Origin of the sequence: Nonomuraea sp. NPDC049419, from assembly GCF_040676995.1 — a bacterium.
GTDB lineage: Bacteria > Actinomycetota > Actinomycetes > Streptosporangiales > Streptosporangiaceae > Nonomuraea > Nonomuraea salmonea.
The window spans coordinates 748,507-769,215 of sequence record NZ_JBFAQB010000002.1; the positions used below are offsets into that span (position 1 = coordinate 748,507).

Here is a 20,709-nt window from a genome sequence, read left to right on the forward strand (position 1 = left end):
CATGATCACCATGAACGGGACTGTGTGTACGTACCGGGGCTCCATATAACCAGAAGGACTGACGTCCGTTTTGTCCTATAAATACTAGTGATCAGAAGTTAGAGTTACCCGCTGTGACAACTGGTTTCAGCCGATTACGGCGCGAGGATTTGCTGAAGACGGCCTGCGAGGTGATCGCGGAGCAAGGTTTCGGGCACACCAGGACCCTGGACATCGCCAGGGCGGCCGGAGTCAGCCAGGCCCTGCTCTTCTACCACTTCGAGACCAAGGAGCGGCTGTTCGCGCAGGCATTCGGCTATGCGGCACGCGTGCACCTCGAGGCGCTCGCCGACGTCGAACGTTCCTCCGGCACGCCGCTCGAGCGCCTGCGCTCGCTGCTGCGGCTCTGCTCGCCGGCCATCCCCACGGAGGGCTGGCGGCTCTGGATCGACGCCTGGTCCGAGGCGATGCGCAGCACCGAGCTGGAGGAGACCTCCCGGCGCATCGACGCCAGGGGGCGCACGCTGATGCGCACGATCATCGAGGCGGGCGTGGCGAGCGGCGATTTCGACTGCGACGATCCCGACTCGGCGACGTGGCGGCTGTTCGCCCTGATCGACGGCCTCGCGGTGCAGACGCACACGCATCCCAAGGTGTTGTCACGGCGGCGGGTCAACGTGCTCATCCGTACGGCGGCGGCCAAGGAGCTGGGGGTGGACGCGGAAAACCTGTGACCCTCACCTTCCCAGCCTTATTGGATGCTTCGTACAATTACTGGGCGAGGAGAGGAGCGCAGCGATGACGTCCGCACCACGCTCTACCGCCCCCCAGGAACGCGACGAGCACGTCGGCGACGGCGGCGCCTACCGCGCGGTCATCGAACGCCTCTCGAAGGCGTCCGTCGACAAGCACTGGGAGCCCTACCGCGACATCCCGTGGGACGACCCGGAGTTCCACGTGGACCCGTCCGACCCGCGCTGGGAGCTGCCAGGGGTCGACCGGCTGGGCGGCCACCCCTGGTACCGCGCCCAGCCCCCCGAGGTGCGCGCGCGGATCGGGCTGTGGCGGGTGGCCACCGCGATGAAGATCGGCCTGCAGTTCGAGAACCTGCTCAAGCGCGGGCTGCTCAACTACGCCTACCGGCTGCCCAACGGGTCACCCGAGTTCCGGTACGTCTACCACGAGACCATCGAAGAGGGACATCACGGGATGATGTTCCAGGAGTTCGTGAACCGTACCGGGATGCCGATCCGCGGCATGCCGCGCCCCCTGTCGGCCGTCGCGCAGGTCGCGCCCTGGATCCCGCTGATCTCGACCGAGCTGTTCTTCGTGTTCGTGCTCGGCGGCGAGGACCCGATCGACCACGTCCAGCGCAGGGTGCTCAAGGACAGCAGGCCGCACCACCCGCTGGAGGAGACCATCATGCGCATCCACGTCGCGGAGGAGGCCAGGCACATCTCGTTCGCCCGGCACTACCTGCGCAACCGGGTGCCCAGGATGCCGGCGCACCGGCGGTTCCTGCTCGGCCTGTTCGCGCCGGTCGTGCTCGGCGTGATGGCGCGCATCATGCTCGCTCCGCCCGGGCCGATGATCCGGCGCTTCCGCATCCCCGCGAGCGTGGTGGCCGACGTCTATCTGCGCGACCCGGACGCCGGGCGCGAGGTCCGCGACTCGGTGGCCCGCACGCGCGCGCTGTGCGCCGAGATCGGGCTGGTCAACCCGGTCAGCCGGCGGGTCTGGAAGCTCATGGGGATCTGGGCGGACGCCGCGCCGTCACGACCTCGGTGACCGTCGTCAGCGACGGCCGGACCTCGCGCACCCGTCCTGCCGGCGGGATCGCGAGCGTGCCAGGGCCGCAGCCGAGGTCCAGCACCGTGCTGTCCGCACCGAACGCCGCCGCCAGGTGAGCGATCGCCGGCTCCGGTGGGCGGGTGCGGTATTTCGCGTAGTAGGGGGCCGCGCCGCCGAACAGGTCCGCCATGGGTGGGACCATATACAGGTTCATGACGAGGTTCGATGGAAGGTTTCGATCTGTGAGGCGGCTACTCACGGTCCTGCTGCTCGCCGTCGCGGCGACCGGGCTGCTCTGGTCCCCCGCGCGGGCGCACAACGTGCTCATCAGCAGCGACCCCAAGGACGGAGCCGCGCTGACGGCCGCGCCCGAGCGGGTGACGCTGGTGTTCGACCAGGCGGTGCGCCAGGGGTACGCGCAGGTGGGCGTCACGTCGGCGGACGGCGGCTCGTGGGCCGACGGTGCCGCCTCGGTGGCGGCGGAACGGGTCACCGTCCAGGTCAAGCCGTTGCCCGCCGGGTCATACGTGGTGGGCTACCGCATCCTGTCGGCCGACGGGCACCCGGTCACCGGGAAGATCTCCTTCACCGTGACGGGCGGCGGCGCCGCTGCGCCCGCCGCGCGGGAGACGGCCGGCGGCTCCGACGCCTCGGCGGCCGAGGCGGCGGCCAACGGCGGCGCCGGGATGGCGGTGCTGTGGGTCCTGGGCGCCCTGATCGTCCTGGCCGCGGGCACCATCGTCGCCCTCCGCCGCTCGGCCCCCGCATCTCCTGCGGCCTCCCCAGCGGCCTCCCCAGCGGCCTCCGCACCCCCTGCGGCTGTCCCCGCAGACTCCTCGGCCCCCGCCGCGCTCGACTCCCCTGGCTCCGAACCCCCAGCCCCCACGGCGGGCGACGGTGGGCGTTCCGGTGAGGGGGCCCGGGCGTGAGTGTGATTGCTCCCCCGCTGCCGCAGACGCGGAAGGTCGGCGGGCGGCTGGTCGCCGGGGCTTTCGGGGTGTGCGCGGTCGTCGCGGCCGTGGCGGCGAGTTCGCTGACGGCGCAGGAGTCCGTGCCGGGCATCCCCATGCCGGGGCCCGTCGTGGAGATCGGCCTGCCCCTCGTCAGGGCGCTGCTCGACGTCGCCGCCGTGGCCGTGGTCGGGCTGAGCCTGCTGCCCAAGCTGCTCGGCTTCAACGCGCCGGAGCGTACCGAGCCGGTCCTGGTGCGGGTGCGCCCGCTGGCGGTGGTGGCCGCGTGGGCGTGGGCGATCTGCGCGCTGCTCACGGTCGTCTTCCAGACGGCCGAGCTCAACCCCGGCGTGGTGCCGACGTTCGGGATGATCGCGAGCTACGTCGACACCGTCGGCACGGGACAGGGCCTGCTGTTCAGCGCCGCGTGCGCGCTGGCGGCGGCGGGGATCGGGCTGATGGCGGTGCGGTTCGGCGAGAAGGTGCCGGCCGAGCTGCGGGTGATCGTGGGGTTGTTCGGGCTGCTGCCGATCCCGGTCACCGGCCACGCCGTCAACTCGATCTGGCACGACCCCATCATGATCTCGATGGAGGTCCACGTGATGGGTGCGGCGGCGTGGACCGGCGGGCTGGTCGTCACGGCCGCCTTCCTCGCCCCGCACCGCGACCTGCTGGCCGTGGCGCTGCCGAGGTTCTCCAGGATCGCCACCGTGTGCCTGCTCCTGGTGGCGCTGTCGGGCCTGATCACCGGGCTCGGCACGATGGCGCTCACGCCCGGCGTGACGCTGCCCGGCGCGATCGTGACCAGCCACTACGGACTGCTGGTCGTGGTCAAGGCGGCGCTGGTGGCGCTGCTGGTGCCGCTGGCCGCGCACATCCGCTTCCGGCTGCTGCCCGCCATCAGGAGGGGGCAGGCCACCGCCCTGGTCGGGTGGACGGTGGCCGAGGTGAGCGTGATGGGCCTGGCCTACGGGGTGGCGGTGGCGATCACCCGCGCCTCGATCGCCTGACCGCTCCTCCTGCCCGGAGCCTCAGGTGGTGGCGGGAGCCTCAGGTGGTGGCCCGAGTCTCAGGTGGTGGCCGGGGCCGCCACCACCGGGGCGGGCGCTCCCACGGGTTGAGCCTTCCTGCGGCCGGTGAGGGCCTCGATCGCCAGCCAGGCGACGAGCAGGCCGATGCCGGCCCACACCGCCGACGACGTGGCGAGCGGGGGCGCTCCGAGCAGCCCCTCCTGGCCCTTGAGAGCGCCGTAGACCGGCCCCATGGCCGCGTTCTGCACCACGAGCGCGCCGTACGCGGCGGCGGTCGCGACGACCGTGCCCAGCACCGCCCGCACGTACGGCATCCGCACCAGGAACGCGACGTCCACCAGCAAGCCGGCCACGACCAGGAAGAACGGCAGCGCGGACGGCGGGAAGCCGGTGAAGGTGAGCAGCGGCCAGATCACGGTCCTGAACCCGACGTAGCCGGCCGCGACGAGCGTGGCCGCGCCGAACCTGCCGATCAGCCGCCTGGCCAGCACCAGCACCGACAGCCCGACGACCACCGCGTAGACCGGGTAGAGGTAGTCGGGCACCGGCAGCGCGAACCCGGCCATCATCTCCCTGTCGACCGGCCGGTTCATCTGGTCGGCAGCGAACTGGAGCAGGATGGGCTCGGCGTAGGTCGCCTTGTTGTCCCAGGCGCCGAGCGAGAGCACGCCGTACTCCTGGTGCTGCTCGGGGAAGTGCACGTTCTCCAGGAAGAACGCGAAGAAGGCGCCCAGCACGACCGTGCGCTCGCGGCCGGGCGGCGCCCCCATGAACCAGCCCCTGATCACGCCGGCGATCATGAAGAACGTGCCGACGTACAGCATGATGTGGGACGGGCTCCACGAGGTGATGTCGAGCCCGTTGACGCGGTGGTTGATCAGGTCGAGCGGCACCGCGACGAGGAAGATGCCGGTGCCCCACTGGATGAGCCTGAGCGCCTTCTTGTCGACGCCGTAGCCGGTGTAGCCGTGGATCAGGGTGAGGGCGACGGCGACGGCGGTGCCGGCGGAGTTGAGCAGGTGGGGCGGCGCCAGGTCGTCGCGCAGCCACTTGAAGTGCCAGGAGACGTCCCAGGCCGAGCCGAGCAGCTTGAGCGTGAGCGCCACCAGCCAGCCGAAGTAGAGCGCCCTGAACAGGTCGGGCGGTGTGTCGCGGCCTGCCTCGCCGCGGGTCCAGTAGGGCAGGGCCCACGCGGCGGCCTTCTTGAGCGATGCTGGAGACTTCACGGCAGAGAATCTTACGGTCAGCCGCCCGGAACGCCGCTCCCGGCCGGGCTCGCGGTCGCCCGCAGGGAGAACATCAGCGGGATCCGCGGCGCGCCGGCGGGCGGGCGGTAGCCGCCGTCGCGTTCGGTGAAGGTGCCGAAGCGGCGGAACAACGTGTGGTCGTGCTCGTGCAGGAACTCCAGGCGCAGGCCGGCGTTCGCGACCGCGGTGACGATCTCGCCCATGCCGTGCCTGAACTCCACGGACGTCTGGTGTTCGAGGACTTCCGGGCCGGTGTAGGTGTGCGGGTAGTCCCAGACGTGGGGGCCGCGGTCGAAGTAGTCGTTGGTGACCTTGGTGCCGGTTTCGTCGTCGAGGACCTCGGTGAACGGGTGGAAATCGGCGACATAGAGGAATCCGCCGGGTTTGAGCAGGCGGGCGACGGTCTCGGCCCAGCGGGCGAGGTCGGGCAGCCAGACGAGGGCGCCGATGCCGGTGTAGACGATGTCGTACGTCGCGCCGAGCGCCTCAGGGGCGTCGTACACGTCGGCCGTGACGAACCGCGCCGGGATGCCGCACTCCGCGGCGATGCGCTCGGCCTGGTCGATCGCGGCGTCGGACAGGTCGAGGCCGGTCACCTCCGCGCCCAGCCTCGCCCAGGAGAGCGTGTCGAGGCCGAAGTGGCACTGCAGGTGCACCAGGCTGCGGCCGGTCACCTCGCCGACCTCCTCGATCTCGAACGCGCGCAGCGGGCTGCGGCCCGACCTGAAGCCCGCCACGTCGTAGAAGGAGCTGGCGACGTGGACGGGGACGCGCGCGTTCCAGTTGTCCCGGTTGATACGCAGGTAGTCGGCCATGATCGTGATGATAGGCAGCCGATCGCCGGGTTTTCAGCACGTTTTCCTGGAGCTCAGGCGTACCGGAAGGTGCTTGAGGCCGTTCTGGAAGTTGGAGGTGAGGCGGCGGGGCGGGCCGGCGAGTTCGACGTCCCACTTGAGCAGTTCCCTGAACACCGAGCGGAGCTGGGCGCGGGCCAGGTGCGCGCCGAGACAGAAGTGCGGGCCGAAGCCGAAGCTGACGTGGTCGTTGGGGGTGCGGGCGATGTCGAAGCGGTCGGGGTCGGGGAAGACGGCCGGGTCGCGGTTGGCCGAGGCGTGGTAGACGACCACCTTCTCGCCGGCCCTGATCGGCTGCCCGCCGAGGGTGAGGTCGCGGGTCGCCGTACGACGGAAGTGCATGACCGGCGGCCAGAAGCGCAGCATCTCCTCGATGGCGGAGCCGAGCAGCTCGGGGTGTGCGCGCAGGCGCTCCAGCTGGTCCGGGTGCTGGAGGAGGGTGAGCAGGCCGCCGGGGATGCCGTTGCGCAGGGTCTCGTTCCCGGCGACGGCGAACAGGAAGAACATGTTCTCGAACTCGGCCTCCGTCAGGCCGCCCTTCCGCATGGCGGACATGACGGACTCGTCGTCCACGGGGGCCTCCCCCAGCGCGTGCGCGTAGGCGAACATGTCGGCCAGGGCTGCCCGCGACCGCGGGTTGACGCCGGGCCGCGGCTCCGGCCTGGCCTTGACGGCGTGACGGCCCATGGGGGTCAGGGAGGCGACGTCCGCCGTGGACAGGCCCGCGTAGTCGGCGTCCTGGTAGCCGATGACGCGCGACGCCCAGTCGTACAGCAGCCGCCTGTCCTGCGCGGGCACCCCCATGACGTGCGCCAGCGTCCAGACGGGCAGGTCGGCGGCCACCTCCACGAAGTCGCACTCCCCCTCGCCGAACAGCGCCCCCGCCCGCCGCTCGATCGTCCGCTCCAGGGCGCGTACGGCGCGGGGCGTGAACGCCGCCGCCACGATCCTGCGCAGCCTGGAGTGGCCCGGCGGGTCCATGTTCAGCATCTGCACCTGGACGAACTCCAGGTCGGACGGGGTGTCGGGGTCGCGGATCTGGGTGGCGCCGAGGTGGGAGGAGAAGTCCTCCGGGGTACGCAGGACGTGCTTGACGTCGGCATGCCGGAACACCGCCCAGTACCCGGGCCCCGGCCGCCACGGCCCCACCGGAGGCTCGGGGACGCGGCAGACGGGGCTCTCCTCTCGCAGCCGGGCGAAGAGCTCGTAGGGGACGGCCTGATCGTAGGTGGCGGGCAGGAACACCTCGACCACATCACCGCCAAGCCCCGCCTCCGTCGCCTGGCGCCGCCGATCCCGCTCCCCCGGCCTCTGGCTCGCCTCCTTCACTTGGCGCCGCCGATCCCGCTCCCCCGGCCCCTGGTCCGCCTCCTCAGGCGTCGGTCGTCGGGGGCGTCGGTCCATCGCGCCGTCGTCGTTCGCGGCCGACATGCGCATCCTCCCGGCTCGTCCACAGGCGTTCGCGGGGCGTGGCCGGTTGTCCACAGGTCGTACGTGAGGCGGCCCGCCCGTCCTGTCCAGCGTGCATGATGTCCGCGTGACTCCAGAAGACGCAGAGGCGATCCTCCAGGAATACTTCGCCCCCTGGATCCGTCAGCTCGGGCTGCGCGTGGAGGAGGTCGGCGAGCGCCACGCGATCGTCCGCCTCCCCTGGTCCGACGACCTGGCGAGGGAGGGCGGCGGGCTGTGCGGCCAGGCCATGATGGCCGCCGCCGACACCGCCACGGTCGTCGCGATCTCGGCGGCGCGCGGCGGGTTCGTGCCGATGACGACGGTGCAGCAGTCCACCACGTTCCAGCGGCCGGTGGTCGGCGACGACGTGCTGATCGACGTCCGCATCACCAAGCTCGGGCGCACGCTCGCCTTCTCCGAGATCACCTTGCGTGCGGCGAGCAGCCCGGAGACGGCCGCCCACGCCACGACCGTCTACGCACTCCTGGGGTGACACCCGCCCAGGCCATGGTCTGAGCACTGCCCGCGTGACCGTTCGCCCAGACCGCGAGAGTTCGGGGCCTGAGCCGCGAGGGTTCGCGCGATCTTGCCGGGACGGCCGCTGACCAGTCCTTTCAGCCCCGGTTCACTCCTGGGGCGGTGCCCGCGCGGGCGCCGTCTCAGGGATCTCTCAGGTGCGGAAAGTAGGCTCACCACATGAAGCGTGTGGCCGCTCTGGTAGTGGCACTCGCCCTGATCGGGGTGGCGACATGGCTCGTGTGGCCGTCGGCGCCCCAGGTGCGGGGCCAAGACCAGCAGATAACCGTCGTCGACGGACCGTCAGACGACCAACGGGTCGAACTCGACACGACGTTCTTCCCGCCGCCAGAAGGCGGAAAAGCGCCCGTCATCCTGCTCGCCCACGGTTTCGGCGGCAGCAAGCAGAGCATGCGGGACCAAGCGGTCCGCCTCGCCCAGCAAGGCTACGGCGTGCTGACGTGGTCGGCGCGCGGCTTCGGCCGTTCCGGCGGCCAGATCGCGCTCAACTCGCCCGACTACGAGGTCAAAGACGTCAAGCAGCTGATCGACTGGCTCGCCAAGCGTCCCGACGTGCAGCTCGACGCGGCGGGTGACCCGCGCGTGGGCATCGCGGGCGGCTCCTACGGCGGCGCCATCGCGCTGATGACGGCGGCCCACGACCAGCGGGTCGATGCGATCGTCCCGCAGATCACCTGGTCCGACCTGGCCGACGCGCTGTTCCCCAACGCGGCCGCGCCGAGCTCGGGCGAGAGGGCCGGCGGGGTCTTCAAGCGCATGTGGGCCGGCATCTTCTTCGGCCAGGGCGTCTCGCTCGACGCCTCGTCGCTGCTGGGCCGGCGCGAGGCCCCCGCGCCGCTGACGCCTGAGCAGGCGCGGTGCGGCAGGTTCCTGCCCGCCATCTGCGACATCTACCAGCAGGTCGCCACCGACGGCCGGGCCACGCCCGAGGCGGTGGAGCTGCTGCGCAAGTCCAGCCCCGTCACGGTGGCCGGGCAGATCAAGGCGCCGACGCTGCTCATCCAGGGGCAGCGCGACTCGCTGTTCCCGATCGGCCACGCCGACGCCAACGCCAAGGCCATCGCCGCCGCCGGCACGCCGGTGAGCATCGCCTGGTTCGACGGCGGGCACGACGGCGGCAACGGCGAGGCCGACTGGCTGTTCGAGCAGACCTCGGCCTGGTTCGGCCGCTATCTCAAGGGCGAGGGCCCAGGTGACGCCGCGACGCCGGTGAGCGCGTTCACAGTGACCCGCGACGGCGGGCGCGACCCCGGCACCCGCCAGCGCATCCGCCTGCACCCCGAGGCCGACTCCTACCCCGGCCTGACCGGCACCGACACCACCACGGTCGAGCTGAGCGGCCCCGCCCAGAACGTCGTCAACCCGCCGGGCGGCGCGCCCGCCTCGATCTCCACGGTGCCGGGCATCGGCGGCCTGCTGGGCGGCCAGGGCACCGGCGTCTCCCTCGACATGCCGGGCCAGAGCGCCGCCTTCGAGTCCCGGCCGCTCACCGCGCCGCTCCAGCTCACCGGCAGCCCGACCGTCAAGGTCAGGGTGACGGGCAAGGGCGAGGCGACGCTGTTCGCCAAGCTCTACGACGTGGCCGACGCCCTCCAGCCGCCCACCCTGCCCGCGGGGCTGGTGGCGCCGTTCCGGGTGACCATCCCCGAGGGCGCGGGCAGCGCCGAGGCGACGATCACGCTGCCGGCCGTCGACCACCGCTTCGCCGTGGGTCACCGCCTGCGCCTGGTGGTGACGACGACCGACATGGGCTTCGCGACGCCGGCCCAGCCCGCCGCGTACCAGGTGGCGCTGGCCTCCCCGGCGCTGACCGTCCCGACCGTCTCCACGCTCGCCGCCGCGCCGACCGGGGTCGCGTGGTGGGTGTGGGCGATGCCGCTGGCCGCCATCGTGGTCGCCGCCGTCATCCTGGCGACGGGCCGCACCACGTCCCGCCGCCCCGCCCTCACCCCCGCCTCCCAGCCCGCCGAGCCGGCCCCGACCGACCTCGTGGACGCCACATCCGCCAACGGCGACACACCCACGAGCGTCAACGGACGATCCACCGATGGCGCGGACGACGCCGAAGCGGTTGCGGAGGGCGTGGGCGCCAACGGGTCAGCGCGGGCGGTCGTCGCCGGCGGCGGCGAGGCGCATGACCGTGGCGGTTCCGCTGCGGACGACGGCCGGCACGAGGTCACCGACCCTGCGCAGGTGCCGCTGGAGATCAGCGGGCTGACCAAGGCGTACCGCAACGGCGAGCTGGCCGTGAACAACCTGTCGTTCCGTGTCGAGCAGGGCCAGGTGCTGGGGCTGCTCGGCCCCAACGGTGCCGGCAAGACGACGACGATGCGGATGATGATGGGCCTCATCCAGCCCGACGCGGGCGAGATCCGCATCTTCGGCGAGCGGGTGACGCCGGGCGCGCCCGTGCTGTCGAGGCTGGGGTCGTTCGTCGAGGGGCCGGGGTTCCTGCCGCATCTGTCGGGGCGCGACAACATCCAGCTCTACTGGGCGGCCACCGGCAGGCCCACCGCCGACGCGCACTTCGACGAGGCACTGGAGATCGCCGGTCTCGGCAAGGCGCTGGAGCGGGCCGTACGCACCTACTCGCAGGGCATGCGGCAACGGCTGGCCATCGCCCAGGCGATGCTCGGCCTGCCCGACCTGCTCGTGCTCGACGAACCCACCAACGGGCTCGACCCACCCCAGATCCGGGAGATGCGCGAGGTGCTCAAGCGCTACGCGCGCGACGGCCGTACCGTGATCGTCTCCAGCCACATGCTGGCCGAGGTCGAGCAGGCCTGCAGCCACGTCGTGGTGATGCAGCGCGGCCGGCTGGTCTCGACCGGCCCCGTCTCGCGGCTGCTCAGCTCGGCCGCGACCGGCAACGGGCACGGGCCGCGCCTGGAAGACGTGTTCCTCGACCTCATCGGAGACAAGGGATGACCACCGCGACCGGTTACGCGCCGCGCCGCACGCTGCCGCTGCGGGTGGAGATCGTCAGGCAGTTCAAGCGGCGGCGGACGATCGGCATGTTCGCGCTGCTGCTGGCGTTGCCGTGGATCCTGGTGATCGCGTTCCAGTTCGGGCCGCAGTCGAGCGGGCAGGGGCAGTCGTCGCTGCGCATCTCCGACCTGGCCACCGAGAGCGGCCTCAACTTCGCCGCGTTCGCCCTGTCGGTGTCGGCCAGCTTCCTGCTGGTGGTGGCGGTGGCGCTGTTCTGCGGCGACACCGTGGCCAGCGAGGCCAACTGGTCGTCGCTGCGCTACCTGCTGGCGGCGCCGGTCCCCCGCGACCGGCTGCTGCGCCAGAAGCTGATCGTCGCGCTCGGCTACTCGGCGGCGGCGGTGATCTGCCTGCCGCTGATGGCGCTGCTGGCGGGCACGCTGGCGTTCGGCTGGGACGACATCCAGGTGCCCGGCACAGGTGAGGTCATCCCGGCGTTCGACGTCCTGCCCCGCTTCGGGATCGTGATCGGGTACGCCCTGGTCAGCCAGCTCGTGGTGGCCGCCCTGGCCTTCCTCATCTCCACGATGACCGACTCGCCGCTCGGCGCGGTGGGCGGGGCCGTCGGGCTGTGGATCGTCTGCACGATCCTCCAGGCGGTCGAGGCGCTGGGGTCGCTGCGCGAGTTCCTGCCGACGTTCTGGAACAACGCCTGGCTCGACGCCCTGGCGCCGGAGCTCGACTGGAGCGGCATGGCCAAGGGCGCCTCGGTCTCGATCACGTACGCCGCGGTCCTGATCGCCATCGCCTTTCGCCGCTTCCGCAGAAAGGACGTAGTGAGCTGACGCTCCACCCCTGACTTCGGGAGCCACCAGACGATCGATGACGGGGCGCAAGCCGTGCCCTGCCCTCTGGTACGTCGCCCCTGGGGGAGACGCGTGCGGGCGGGGCGCAGGGCGACGGCGTGCCCTCCGCCGTTCCCGGGGGCACGGAAGTGCCGGCCCCTGGGCGGGGTCAGTCGAGCCAGGCGAAGGACTTCGTCACCGCCTTCTTCCAGCCGGCGTAGCCTTCCTCGCGTTGTTCTTCTGTCCAGGTCGGTTCCCAGCGGCGGTCTTCTGCCCAGTGGGTGCGGAGTTCGGTGGTGTCTCTCCAGTAGCCGACGGCGAGGCCGGCCGCGTACGCGGCGCCCAGGGCCGTGGTCTCCGAGACTGTGGGGCGGCTGACGGGGACGCCGAGGATGTCGGACTGGAGTTGCATGCACAGGTCGTTCGCGGTGACGCCGCCGTCCACGCGCAGGACGTCCAGGACGACCCCCGAGTCGCGCTGCATGGCCTCCACCACGTCGCGGCTCTGGTAGCAGATGGCCTCCAGGGTCGCGCGGGCGATGTGGGCGTCGGTGTTGTAGCGGGACAGGCCGACGATGGCGCCGCGGGCGTCGGCCCGCCAGTACGGCGCGAACAACCCGGAGAAGGCGGGCACGAAGTAGACGCCCCCGTTGTCGGGCGCCTGCCGTGCCAGCGTCTCGCTCTGCGGGGCGGAGGTGATGATGTGGAGCTGGTCGCGCAGCCACTGAACGGCGGAGCCCGTGACGGCGATGGAGCCCTCCAGCGCGTAGACGGCCGGCTGGTCGCCGAACTTGTAGGCGACGGTGGTGAGCAGGCCGCTTTCGGATCGTACGCGGGAGGTGCCGGTGTTGAGCAGCAGGAAGTTGCCGGTGCCGTAGGTGTTCTTGGCCTCGCCGGGCGAGAAGCAGACCTGGCCGACGGTGGCCGCCTGCTGGTCCCCGAGGATGGCGGTGATGGGCACCTCGCCGCCGGCCGGGCCGTACCCGAGCGTGACGCCGTAGTGGGAGGGGTCGGCGGAGGGGCGGATCTCGGGGAGCATGCCGCGCGGGATGCCGAAGAAGGACAGCAGCTCGTCGTCCCAGTCGAGGGTGTCGAGGTCCATGAGCATGGTGCGGCTGGCGTTGGTGACGTCGGTGATGTGCACGCCGCCGTTGACGCCGCCGGTGAGGTTCCACAGGGTCCAGGTGTCGGTGTTGCCGAAGACGGCCTCGCCGCGGTCGACGGCCTCGCGGACGCCGTCCACGTTCTCGAGGATCCACTGGATCTTGCCGCCGGAGAAGTAGGCCTCGGGCCGCAGCCCCGTCTTGTCGCGGATGACCTGGCCGCGGCCGTCGCGTTCGAGTGCGGCGGCGATGCGGTCGGTGCGGGTGTCCTGCCAGACGATGGCGTTGTAGTAGGGGCGGCCGGTGCGCGGGTTCCACACGACGGTGGTCTCGCGCTGGTTGGTGACGCCGAGCGCGGCGAGGTCGCTGTGGTGCAGTCGGGTGCGCTGGAGGGTGGTCTGGATGACGGCGGCGGTGCGCGTCCAGATCTCGATCGGGTTGTGCTCGACCCAGCCGGCTCTGGGCAGGATCTGCTCGTGTTCGAGCTGGTATTTGGCGTATTCGGCGCCGTCGTGATCGAAGATCATGAAGCGGGTGCTGGTGGTGCCCTGGTCCACCGCGCCGACGAAATCAGGCATGGCTCACTCTCAATCTGACGGCTTCACGGTGTCGCGGTCCTCGCCCGGCGGCAGGAAGCGGGCGATGCACAGCTGGTAGAGGGCGGCTCCGAGCGCTGCGCCGACCAGCGGGCCGACGATGGGGACCCACCAGTACGGGTCGCCGTACTGATCTCGCCAGGCCCCGTCGTAGCCGGTGAGCCAGCTGGCCAGGCGGGGGCCGAAGTCGCGGGCCGGGTTGATGGCGTAGCCGGCGTCGGTGCCGAACGACATGCCGATCCCGACGATGAGCAGGCCGATGATGAACGGCCCCAGGTTCGCCCCCGGTGCCATGTTGAGGACGTCGGAGAGCGCGAAGAGGACGAACAGCAGGATCGCGGTGCCGATGATCTGGTCGCGCAGCCCACCCCACATGGAGACCGGCAGGGTGCCGTTGCCCGGCAGGGTGGAGAAGACGATCTGGGTCTTGATCGTGTGGCCGGGGTCGGCCATGGCCAGGACCTCGGTGTAGTTCCAGCGCACGATGAGCGCGGCGACGAACGCGCCGAGTGTCTGCGCCAGCGCGTACGGCAGCACCTTCGGCCACGGGAACCCCCGGAACAGCGCGAACCCCAGGGTCACGGCCGGGTTGATGTGGGCTCCCGTCGTGCGGCCCGCGACGTACACGCCGAGCGTCACGCCGATGCCCCACGCCCACGCGATGCTGTCGTGGTCGCCCAGCTCGGCGGCGACGACCTGCGCGACGACGCCGCAGCCGAACAGGATGAGCACCATCGTGCCGAGGAACTCCGCGATGAGCTCCCCCGTCAGCTTCCGCTGGGTGAGCAGATGCGCCACCGATCCACCTCCTTGCCGTGCTTGTCTGCTTTCCCGATCAACGGGCGCCGCATACGGCATGTGGTGGATAGGTTGCGCAAAGTGCTGGAGGGTGAACCTCTCAGAGAGGGCGGGTGAAGGTGACCAGGCTGATGCCGGGGCCGTTGTAACCGGGCACCGGGTCGCTGACCGTGAAGCCCATCCGCTGGTGGAACGCGATCGACGTCGCGTTGGCGGAGGACGTGACCGCGCGGACGACGCGGCGGCCGTTTTCGCGGGCGAGGGCGAAGAAGCGCTCGTAGAGGGTGCGGGCGAGGCCGCTGCGCCTGGCCGCAGGATGCACACCGGCGAAGTGGATGTACGCCTCGCCGGGCAGGGACGGCGACGGGAAGCCGATCAGGAAGCCGGCCAGGTCACCGGAGCTCTCGGCGACGAGGCTGGTGGCGTGGAAGTGGTCGAGGAAGAGCCGCGGGAGCGCGGCGCGGACCGGCCGGCCCCACCAGTCGTCGACCACGGCGGCGATGGCGTCGTAGTCGGCCGGTGCGGCGGGGCGGAAATCGTAAGGGGGCACCTGGTCAGTCCCAGTGCGGGGGACGGTTCTCCAGGTAGAAGGCATCGTCGTCGGTGTCGCGCCACTCGCCCCAGCCGAGGTCGGTGTCGTCAAAGGTCTGGTCGGGTAGGAATTCCTTCACGTCGTACATGCTACCGAGGCGTACAAACCTGTCCCCGGTGTGTCCGCTGGATCAAGGACAGTTCGCAAGGTCAGCGGTACGATGCGTAGGCAGGTGTCGCCGATCCCCCCGTGAGGCTGCTCATGGCCACCCCGACAGGCTGGCGGCGAGAAGGCAATCTACCGGCGGAGCTGACCAGCTTCATCGGCAGGACACGTCTCCTCGCCAACCTCAAACGACACCTCAACGAGTCACGCCTGGTGACCGTGACCGGCATCGGTGGTGTCGGCAAGTCGCGCACGGTGCTGCGCCTGGCCCATCAGGTGCGCGCCCACTACCCCGACGGCGTGTGGTTCGCCGATCTCGCCCGGCTGCAGGACGCGGGCATGGTCAAGCACACGATCGCCTCAGCGCTCGGCATCGCCGACCAGTCCTCGCGCACGGAGTCGGAGTCGCTGTCGGAGTGGGTCGGCGAGCGCGACATGCTGCTCATCATCGACACCTGCGAGCATTTGGTGCAGGGCTGCGCCGAGCTGGTGCACGAGTTGCTGGAGGCGGCGCCCAACCTCAAGGTGCTGGCCACCAGCCGCCAGTCGCTGCACCTGCCTTATGAGCACGTCGTGCCGGTGCCGCCGCTGCAGGTGCCGGGCGACGACCCGGCCGAGAGCCTGTTCACCAACGAGTCGGTGCAGCTGTTCGCGGCCCGTGCGAGCGCCAGCGTTCCCGACTTCGTGCTCGACGAGGACAACATCGGCCCGGTGGCCGAGCTGTGCCGCAGGCTCGACGGCATCCCGCTGGCGATCGAGCTGGCGGCGGTGCGGCTGCGCGCGCTGTCGGTCGAGCAGATCCTGGGCCTGCTGGCCGACCGGTTCAGCCTGCTGGCGGGCGCGAGCCGCACGGCGCTGCCCCGTCACCAGACGCTGCGCGCGGCGATCGGCTGGAGTCATGAGCTGTGCGAGCCGGCCGAGCGGCTGCTGTGGGCGCGGTTGTCGGTGTTCGCCGGCGACTTCGAGCTCGACGCGGCCAGGTTCGTCTGCTCCGACGGGCGGCTGCCGTCGGAGGACATCACCGACCTGGTGACGGGCCTGGTGGAGAAGTCGATCCTGCTGATCAGGAGCAACCACGCGGGCGTGCGCTACAAGCTGATCGACACGCTGGCCGAATACGGCGAGGAGTGGCTGGAGAAGCTGGGCCAGACCGAGCAGCTACGCCAGCGCCACCTGGAGTACTACCTGAGCCTGGCGCAGCGCAGCGAGGACGCCTGGTCGGGGCCGCGGCAGATCTACTGGTTCGTCCGCATGCGGCAGGAGCACGACAACATCCGTCTCGCGCTGGAGCACACGCTGTCCACGCCGGGTAAGGAGCCGCTGGCGCTCAGCCTGCTGTCGTCACTGTGGTTCATGTGGGTGTGCTGCGGGTTCGCGCGCGAGGGCCGCCTCTACTTGGAGCGGGCGCTGGAGGCCAACCCCACGGTGAGCAAGGAGCGTTGCAAGGCGCTGTGGGTGCTCTCCTATGTGCGTAGCGCTCAGGGTGACATCGTGGGCGCGCGTGAGACGGCTGAGGCCTGCAGCGTCGAGGCCGTTCAGGTGGGCGACTCCCGAGCCGTGATCTTGGGTTCCAAGATGCAGGGCACGGCCGCGATGCTGCAGGGCGACCTGCAGAAGGCAAGCGCCCTGCTCGGTGTGGCCATCGAGTTCAACACGGATAACAAGGAGCTCAACCCAGGGCTGCTCCCCGCCATCGTGGAGCTGTCCATCGTCCTCACCGAACAAGGGAGCATGCACGAGGCCGAGTCGCTGTTGCTGGACTGTCTGCAGGTCTGCCGCGAGCGCGGGGAGCTGTGGCTGAGCTCGTACGCGCACTGGGCGTTGTCGCTGCCGATGATGGCGATGAACCGGCTGGACGAGGCGCTGGCGACGGCTAAGGAGGCGCTGCGCATCAAGCGCTACTTCCACGACACCGTCGGCACGCTCATGGCACTCGAGACGATCGCCAAGATCTACTCGGCCCTGGGCCAGGCCGAGCGCGCAACGCTTCTGCTCGGTGCGCTACATCAGAACTGGCGCTCCTCCGGCCTGCCCATGCTCGGTGCCCCGTTCCTCACGGCCAATCACGAGAAATGTGTCAGGGAGTGCAAGAGTCTCCTCGGCGAGGACCGCTACAAATTGGCCTTCGAGGCGGGCGCAGAACTGGACCTGGATCAGGTAGTCGCAACCGTACAGGATGACCCACACACCACCTAAATCGCCCAGGCCGTAACCTTTTTCCTTCTGACCCGTTATTGCGTAAATGATTCGGCAAATTCGGCTTCGGGTAGGCCCCACAAGAACGACATCTGCCCCAATGAGAGGCATTTGCCACGGTTCCCGTGGGGAGGCTGCGCACTCATGCCCGAACTACCACCGGTTTCGTTACCCACCCCTTCTATCCCGTACCCGTCGAAGATCAATCCCTTCGAGGCCGTTGCGGCCGAGCGCACCATCGCCTGGGCCCGGCAGCTGAGACTCATCGCGGATGAGACCGCAGCCTCGCGCTTCGCTGGGGAGTCGTACTCACGGCTCGTCGCCAGGCTGTATCCGGAGGCGTCGGTGCCGGTCCTGACGCTGGCCGCCGACCTCAACAGCTGGTTCCACGTCTACGACGACCAGTTCGAGCTCGCCGACGTGGGCTCCAACCCCGATCTGGCGCGGCGCATGGCGGACAAGTTCCGTGCGGTACTGAACGGCGAACCGCTGCCTGCCACCGCAGGACCGATACTCCACGGTTTGGCCGATATCCGTGACCGTATGCTCCTACACGCCGGCGCACAGTGGTGGAACCGCTTCGCCACCCACCTTCAGGACTGCTTCGAAACCGCCCAGTGGGAGGTCGACAACCGCACGAGGGGCGAGGTCCCCGATCCCGACAGTTACGTCGAGCACAAGCTCAATATCGCCTATGTCCCACCCTCGTTCGACCTCATCGAACTCGCCGAGCAGTTCGAGGTGCCCGACGACATCCGCGCCTCGGCCGTGTACCGCACTCTCGTCCACGAGGCCGGACACGTGGTGGTCTGCACCAACGATCTGATCGGCTTACGGCGTGAGCTGCTGCAAGGGGAATTCCACAACCTCGTCATCGTCTATTGGAAGGCCTTGGACTGTCCCCTTCAGGTTGCCGTCGAAATGGTCAACCAGAAGATCTCCGAGCGCATACGCATCTTCGAAGCGGCCAAGGCGGACCTCCAGCACACGTTCGACGAACTCGGCACCGACCAGAATCGCCGGCACGGCACCCTCCGCTGCGTAACAGGGCTCGAGAACTGGATGCGCGGCTACCTCGACTGGGCCAAGGAGACGCGCCGATTCGCCGATCCGGTGCTGCGCGGACAGATCACCGGCTTCCAGCGCGAGCTGGCCGACTAGACGATGTCACTGACTACCATGCGGGCGGTGTTCGCGACGAAAAGCGCCCGCATGGCATCAACGTCTGCCTGGATCGGCGCTGTGGGCACGACCGTGTGAGCCGTCTGCAGCAACGAAGTGCCACCTTGCTGTCTGCCTGGCCGCCCGAACCCCGCCCGAGGCGTACGCGTGCTGCGAACGCGGCGTCGCCCGCTCTGACCAGGTAGATCGAGGTCCTCCTGGATGCCTCCGCCCTTGGGGCCTTCGTCCATACAAAACGGTTCGTCCCGATAGGGTGCCCTGCACGGAATCGTTCCGACGCGCCGTAGGTTCTGGTGAAGAGTACCTAGGGAAAGGCTGTCCAACCGTGTTCGACCCGAAGGATCTCTACGAGCTCGCAGACGACGCGCCCGAGCTGCCCGATCCGGTGTTGCTGTACCACTTCGACGGTTTCGTCGACGCGGGCGGTGCCGGACGTCTCGCGCTGGGCCACCTGCTGGCCGAGCTGGAGCACCGGGTCGTGGCCACGTTCGACGTGGACCGGCTGCTCGACTACCGGTCGCGGCGTCCGATCATGACGTTCGACACCGACCGGTGGGTGGATTGGGAGAGTCCCGAGCTGGCCGTGCACGTCGCCAAGGACGCGACGGGCACGCAGTTCCTGGTGATGAGCGGGCCCGAGCCCGACCGGGAGTGGGAGCTGTTCGCCAAGGCCGTGGCCGAGCTGGTCGAGCGGCTGAACGTGAGCAAGCTGGTGACCCTGCACGGCATCCCCATGGCCGTGCCGCACACCCGGCCGCTCGGCGTCACCGCGCACGCCAGCCGGCCCGAGCTGATCTCCACGCAGACCAGCGTGTTCGGCCGGGTGCAGGTGCCCGGCAGCGTGGCGGCCCTGCTGGAGCTGCGGCTGGGCGCCAAGGGCCACGACGCCGTGGGCTACGCGGTGCACGTGCCCCACTACCTGTCGCAGGCCGAATACCCGACCGCCGCCGTGGCGGCCCTGGAGGCGGTGACGCGCGGCACGGGGCTGGTCTTCCCGATGGAGTCGCTGCACGACGCCGCCCGGCGTACGACGACGGAGATCGAGGAGCAGATCAAGGCCTCCGCCGAGCTGTCCACCGCGATCACCGGCCTCGAGCAGCAGTACGACGCCTTCGCCGCGGGCGCCGAGCGCGAGAACCTCATGGCCGAGACCACGCCGATGCCCACGGGCGACGAGCTGGCCGCCCAGTTCGAGCGGTTCCTGGCCGAGCGCGACGACGACTAGCGCCGCCTGGAGGGGCGCGCGGACAGCACGGTCGCGAAAGGGCGGGCGGATAACCTGGGCCGATGAGCGATCAGGCAGACCGGCCGCAGCCGCGGCGCGCCTCTCAGCCGTCCGCCGGCACGGACATCCGTGTCGGCCTCGTCGGCTACGGCACCGCGGGGGCCTACTTCCACGCCCCGCTGATCCACGCCACCCCCGGCCTGTCCCTGGCCGCCGTCGTGACCAGGAATCCCGATCGCCGGGCCGAGGTCGCCGCCACGTACGGCGCTGCCGCGGTGGACGACGTGCAGGACCTGTGGGGCCGCTGCGACCTCGTCGTGGTCGCCTCGCCCAACCGCACCCACGTCGCCACGGCCGCGGCGGCGCTCACCGAGGGCCTGCCCGTGGTCGTGGACAAGCCGCTGGCCAGGACCGCCGAGGAGGGCCGCGGGCTGGTCCGCCTGGCCGAGGAGCGTGGTCTCCTGCTGACCGTGTTCCAGAACCGGCGCTGGGACGGCGACTTCCGCACCGTGCGCCGCCTGGCCGGCGAGGGGCTGCTGGGCCGGGTGCTGCGCTTCGAGTCGCGCTTCGAGCGCTGGCGTCCCGTGCCCAAGGGCGGCTGGCGCGAGAGCGGCGGGCCCGATGAGGTGGGCGGGTTGCTGTACGACCTCGGCAGCCACCTGGTGGACCAGGCGCTGCAGCTGCTCGGCCCCGTACGCGCGGTCTACTGCGAGAGCGACGTGCGGCGCGAGGGGGTGGAGGCCGACGACGACACGTTCATCGCGCTCACCCACGCGAGCGGGGCCAGGTCGCATCTGTGGGCCAGCTCGATGGCCGCCCGGCTCGGGCCCAGGTTCCGGGTGCTCGGGTCGGCGGCCGGCTTCGTCAAGTACGGCATGGACGTGCAGGAGGAGCGGCTGCGGGCCGGGATGACGCCCGACGCGCCGGGGTTCGGGGACGACCCGGAGGAGCGCTGGGGCGAGCTGGGCACGGAAGGCGAGCGGCGCGTCGTGCGTACGGAGGCGGGGGCGTACCTGGACTTCTACCGGGAGGTGGCGGCGGCGCTGCGCGACGGCGGCCCGCCGCCGGTGGACCCGGCGAGCGCCGTGGAGGCGCTCGCCGTCATCGAGGCCGCCCGCCTGTCGGCCTCCCAGGGCATCGTCGTCCACCTCGGCTGAAGGTCCCGGGAAGCCGCTGGGGCCGGCTGAATGCCCAGGCGTCGTTCAGGCGGGCTGTCCGGGCGGGCTGTCCGGGCGGGGCCGTCAGCCGCGCAGGCGGGCGCGCAGGGCAGGGCGGTCGTGTCCGGCGCCGGTCCAGCC

18 protein-coding genes are annotated in these 20,709 nt (G+C 70.6%); 11 read left to right on the forward strand and 7 right to left on the reverse strand.

From position 1 onward, the window contains the following. Positions 1-113: 113 nt before the first annotated feature. A complete protein-coding gene (locus AB0K12_RS08720) occupies positions 114-713 on the forward strand; it encodes a TetR family transcriptional regulator C-terminal domain-containing protein (RefSeq protein WP_364557009.1) in 600 nt (199 codons plus the stop codon). 64 nt (positions 714-777) lie between these two features. Continuing rightward, on the forward strand, positions 778-1,767 hold the full coding sequence (locus AB0K12_RS08725) for a diiron oxygenase (RefSeq protein ID WP_364557011.1): 990 nt from the start codon (positions 778-780) through the stop codon (positions 1,765-1,767). Here the strand turns inward: AB0K12_RS08725 and AB0K12_RS08730 are convergent. Next, positions 1,724-1,960 (reverse strand): hypothetical protein, encoded by a 237-nt coding sequence (locus tag AB0K12_RS08730; protein ID WP_364557014.1) that lies wholly within the window; start codon positions 1,958-1,960, stop codon positions 1,724-1,726. The two genes, AB0K12_RS08725 and AB0K12_RS08730, sit on opposite strands and share 44 nt — an antisense overlap. Before the next feature lie 52 nt (positions 1,961-2,012). Between AB0K12_RS08730 and AB0K12_RS08735 the strand changes: the two genes are divergently transcribed. Together AB0K12_RS08735 and AB0K12_RS08740 are read left to right on the forward strand one after the other, a co-directional pair. Next, on the forward strand, positions 2,013-2,699 hold the full coding sequence (locus AB0K12_RS08735) for a copper resistance CopC family protein (protein WP_364557016.1): 687 nt from the start codon (positions 2,013-2,015) through the stop codon (positions 2,697-2,699). Beyond that, positions 2,696-3,730, forward strand: coding sequence for a CopD family protein (locus AB0K12_RS08740; RefSeq protein ID WP_364557019.1), 1,035 nt, complete (start codon positions 2,696-2,698; stop codon positions 3,728-3,730). Before AB0K12_RS08735 ends, AB0K12_RS08740 begins: the two co-directional genes overlap by 4 nt. A 59-nt stretch (positions 3,731-3,789) precedes the next feature. On the opposite strand, the gene AB0K12_RS08745 is transcribed toward AB0K12_RS08740, so the two are convergent. Genes AB0K12_RS08745 through AB0K12_RS08755 form a run of 3 tightly spaced genes read right to left on the reverse strand, consistent with a single transcriptional unit; the run spans position 3,790 to position 7,283 of the window. Further along, the gene (locus AB0K12_RS08745) at positions 3,790-4,977 is read right to left on the reverse strand and encodes a hypothetical protein (RefSeq protein WP_364557021.1); all 1,188 of its coding nucleotides are present in this window, start codon (positions 4,975-4,977) and stop codon (positions 3,790-3,792) included. A gap of 17 nt (positions 4,978-4,994) precedes the next feature. After that, a complete protein-coding gene (locus AB0K12_RS08750; RefSeq protein WP_364557024.1) occupies positions 4,995-5,813 on the reverse strand; it encodes a class I SAM-dependent methyltransferase in 819 nt (272 codons plus the stop codon). Positions 5,814-5,846: 33 nt separating this feature from the next. Next, positions 5,847-7,283 carry a cytochrome P450 gene (locus tag AB0K12_RS08755; RefSeq protein ID WP_364557027.1) on the reverse strand — a complete coding sequence of 479 codons (1,437 nt, stop codon included), beginning with the start codon at positions 7,281-7,283 and terminating at the stop codon, positions 5,847-5,849. A 106-nt stretch (positions 7,284-7,389) separates the two neighbouring features. Here AB0K12_RS08755 and AB0K12_RS08760 point away from each other — a divergent pair, with 106 nt between their 5' ends. The 3 genes from AB0K12_RS08760 (at position 7,390) to AB0K12_RS08770 (ending at position 11,614) form a co-directional block, all read left to right on the forward strand. Continuing rightward, entirely contained in the window at positions 7,390-7,797 is a 408-nt protein-coding gene (locus AB0K12_RS08760) for a PaaI family thioesterase (RefSeq protein ID WP_364557030.1), read from the forward strand. A 203-nt stretch (positions 7,798-8,000) separates the two neighbouring features. Then, positions 8,001-10,769: a CocE/NonD family hydrolase gene (locus tag AB0K12_RS08765; protein WP_364557033.1), complete on the forward strand. Its 2,769-nt coding sequence runs from the start codon at positions 8,001-8,003 to the stop codon at positions 10,767-10,769. Then, positions 10,766-11,614: an ABC transporter permease subunit gene (locus AB0K12_RS08770; protein ID WP_364557036.1), complete on the forward strand. Its 849-nt coding sequence runs from the start codon at positions 10,766-10,768 to the stop codon at positions 11,612-11,614. Before AB0K12_RS08765 ends, AB0K12_RS08770 begins: the two co-directional genes overlap by 4 nt. Positions 11,615-11,783: 169 nt before the next feature. On the opposite strand, the gene glpK is transcribed toward AB0K12_RS08770, so the two are convergent. From glpK to AB0K12_RS08785, 3 genes are all read right to left on the reverse strand, one after another. Then, positions 11,784-13,295 (reverse strand): glycerol kinase GlpK, encoded by a 1,512-nt coding sequence (gene glpK / locus AB0K12_RS08775; protein WP_364557039.1) that lies wholly within the window; start codon positions 13,293-13,295, stop codon positions 11,784-11,786. Between the two features lie 9 nt (positions 13,296-13,304). Beyond that, on the reverse strand, positions 13,305-14,111 hold the full coding sequence (locus tag AB0K12_RS08780; protein ID WP_364557042.1) for an MIP/aquaporin family protein: 807 nt from the start codon (positions 14,109-14,111) through the stop codon (positions 13,305-13,307). A gap of 100 nt (positions 14,112-14,211) precedes the next feature. Further along, complete coding sequence (locus tag AB0K12_RS08785) at positions 14,212-14,661, reverse strand: GNAT family N-acetyltransferase (protein ID WP_364557044.1); 450 nt, start codon at positions 14,659-14,661, stop codon at positions 14,212-14,214. Between the two features lie 231 nt (positions 14,662-14,892). Between AB0K12_RS08785 and AB0K12_RS08790 the strand changes: the two genes are divergently transcribed. The 4 genes from AB0K12_RS08790 to AB0K12_RS08805 all read left to right on the forward strand — a co-directional run bounded on the left by AB0K12_RS08790 (position 14,893) and on the right by AB0K12_RS08805 (position 20,568). Then, positions 14,893-17,004 carry an ATPase gene (locus AB0K12_RS08790; protein WP_364557047.1) on the forward strand — a complete coding sequence of 704 codons (2,112 nt, stop codon included), beginning with the start codon at positions 14,893-14,895 and terminating at the stop codon, positions 17,002-17,004. Between the two features lie 144 nt (positions 17,005-17,148). Further along, complete coding sequence (locus AB0K12_RS08795) at positions 17,149-18,165, forward strand: hypothetical protein (RefSeq protein WP_364557048.1); 1,017 nt, start codon at positions 17,149-17,151, stop codon at positions 18,163-18,165. 346 nt (positions 18,166-18,511) lie between these two features. Further along, positions 18,512-19,411, forward strand: coding sequence for a PAC2 family protein (locus AB0K12_RS08800; RefSeq protein WP_364557050.1), 900 nt, complete (start codon positions 18,512-18,514; stop codon positions 19,409-19,411). Positions 19,412-19,473: 62 nt separating this feature from the next. Next, a complete protein-coding gene (locus tag AB0K12_RS08805; RefSeq protein WP_364557053.1) occupies positions 19,474-20,568 on the forward strand; it encodes a Gfo/Idh/MocA family oxidoreductase in 1,095 nt (364 codons plus the stop codon). Positions 20,569-20,709: the final 141 nt, after the last annotated feature.